The sequence below is a fragment of the Dellaglioa sp. CoH-57-MRSF-16 genome (assembly GCF_056782055.1).
The window spans coordinates 1-361 of sequence record NZ_JBXAXZ010000099.1 but is presented as its reverse complement, the minus strand read 5'-3'; the positions used below and the strand labels follow the sequence as shown (position 1 = coordinate 361).

General features: G+C 57.1%; 1 protein-coding gene. It reads left to right on the top strand.

Annotated elements, in window-relative coordinates:
* Positions 1-361, top strand: a 361-nt coding sequence (locus AC1RPH_RS08040; RefSeq protein WP_481762063.1) for an AAA family ATPase, incomplete at both ends; no start/stop codon positions are given.

The window sequence follows — 361 nt, the reverse complement described above, 5'->3', positions numbered from 1 at the left end:
CCGAGTTCTTCGGTCTGGACGACATCATCGACCGTGTAATCGAGAGCGTGAGTGCTTGGTACATCTTCCCACAGCTGATCACGCGTCCCGTGATCGTGAACCTGTGGGGTATGACCGGCGTCGGCAAGACCCAGCTGGTGCGCCGCCTTTCCGCGCTGCTGGGGTTTGGTGACAAGTTTGTAGAAGTCGTGATGGACGGTTCGTCCAAGCACGGCTACTTCGGGTCGTCATCGCTGTCCTCGATCTTGAACAACTCGAAAATTGAGGAAGGCCAACCCGGCATTCTCCTGGTCGATGAGATGCAGCGTTTTCGCACCATCGACGACGCTGGTAACGAGGTCAAGGTCGAGCGCTACCAAGA